The sequence below is a fragment of the Roseivirga sp. E12 genome, assembly GCF_017592825.1.
In the GTDB taxonomy this organism is placed as follows: domain Bacteria; phylum Bacteroidota; class Bacteroidia; order Cytophagales; family Cyclobacteriaceae; genus Roseivirga.
The window spans coordinates 1-1,259 of record NZ_JAGFMD010000023.1 but is presented as its reverse complement, the minus strand read 5'-3'; the positions used below and the strand labels follow the sequence as shown (position 1 = coordinate 1,259).

2 protein-coding genes are annotated in these 1,259 nt (G+C 37.6%); both read right to left on the bottom strand.

Annotated features, from left to right (window positions below; all coding sequences use genetic code 11):
* Positions 1–69: 69 nt before the first annotated feature.
* Entirely contained in the window at positions 70–576 is a 507-nt protein-coding gene (locus J4E76_RS20735; protein WP_208506714.1) for a UpxY family transcription antiterminator, read from the bottom strand.
* Positions 569–1,048, bottom strand: coding sequence for an ArsR family transcriptional regulator (locus tag J4E76_RS20730; RefSeq protein WP_208506713.1), 480 nt, complete (start codon positions 1,046–1,048; stop codon positions 569–571). The genes J4E76_RS20735 and J4E76_RS20730 overlap by 8 nt, the downstream gene beginning before the upstream one ends.
* Between the last annotated feature and the right edge of the window lie 211 nt (positions 1,049–1,259).

Here is a 1,259-nt window from a genome sequence, read left to right as displayed (position 1 = left end):
TTAAAATATTGTCACCTAACAAATGCAACAAATTATTAATGCACTACTCAAAGGTAACCTTTGGTTTAATCAACCTACTTCCTTCAAATGACCCAAGCTTATTTCAGCGTGCATTTCAATACCCAGACTTCCTATCACCAAAAACGCTCGGTTTCCCTGAATATGACTCACCACTCCCGTCTGGCCTGACAACGGACCCGACTCTATCTCAACCTTACTTCCAAGAACAGGGCGCCCACAACTCATCTCTGCTTGAGGAAAATCTTCTAAAAACGACTTTATCGCCAAAATCTCGCAATCTCGTATGGTCGCTGGCATGCCCAACCAAAAAACATTTGAAACAATCCCTTGGTCGTTTAAAATTTCATTCCTTGAATTCTCATCAACTTTAGCAAAAATATAGGACGTAAAGACCGGCTCCGAAACCTTCTTTTTACGATCAGACCATTGCTTAACTACTGTCCGTGTTGGACAATAAACGTCAAAACCCTGACCCAAAAGTCGATCAGCCGTCTTTTTCTCACTCCTTGGCTTTGTATAAAAGGCCGTCCAATATGGGCTTAGATTATTATTCATGCCAAAGCAATAAACTCTTGTCATTATCCAAATCTAGAGTTTCTGATTCTTCTGTCGAATAAATTAAATATTGAACCTTCTTTGGAATCAACGTTTCTACCTTTGTAATCAACTGAATCAAAAAGTGCCTGTCTGGATTTCCTATTATAATCAAACTTATAATATTTGATTGTTTACCCAATGCTAAATCCCCTATCAAGTAAACCTTTCTCAAATCTCCCAACTCCTCAATTACGTTATCAATAATCTCTTGAAGACCAGTATACTTAAGTAATATCTTTCTGATTTCTCCAAACAAAGGATACTCTTGGTTTGCTTGAAAAACCTTTTTATTCCCTACTACATCAGAAGAAAGCATTCCTGCCTCCTCAAATCGGTTCAACTCAACACGTACCGAATTCGTGCTCTCAGCAAATTCGTCCGCCAAACCCCTTAAATAGGCCTTAGATCCAGGATTGAGAAATAACCTCAATAAAAGTTTAACACGCGTTTTTGATGAAATAAGCGTTTCTAACATCTTACAGCTTCGCCCGGTCGGTCACAATTAATGTAACCTAATAGATTGAGTTACAAAATTACTCGTTATTTGTTAACTACAAATTAATAAACCTATTATTCATAGACCATCACCACATTGCGAAATTATAAACTGTCAGCAACTGAAGTATCGCTAACTGGTTAAA

Excerpts from the sequence above, each read along its gene's own strand:
- J4E76_RS20735 (WP_208506714.1), bottom strand. The coding sequence starts at position 576 with ATGAATAATAATCTAAGCCCATATTGGACGGCCTTTTATACAAAGCCA.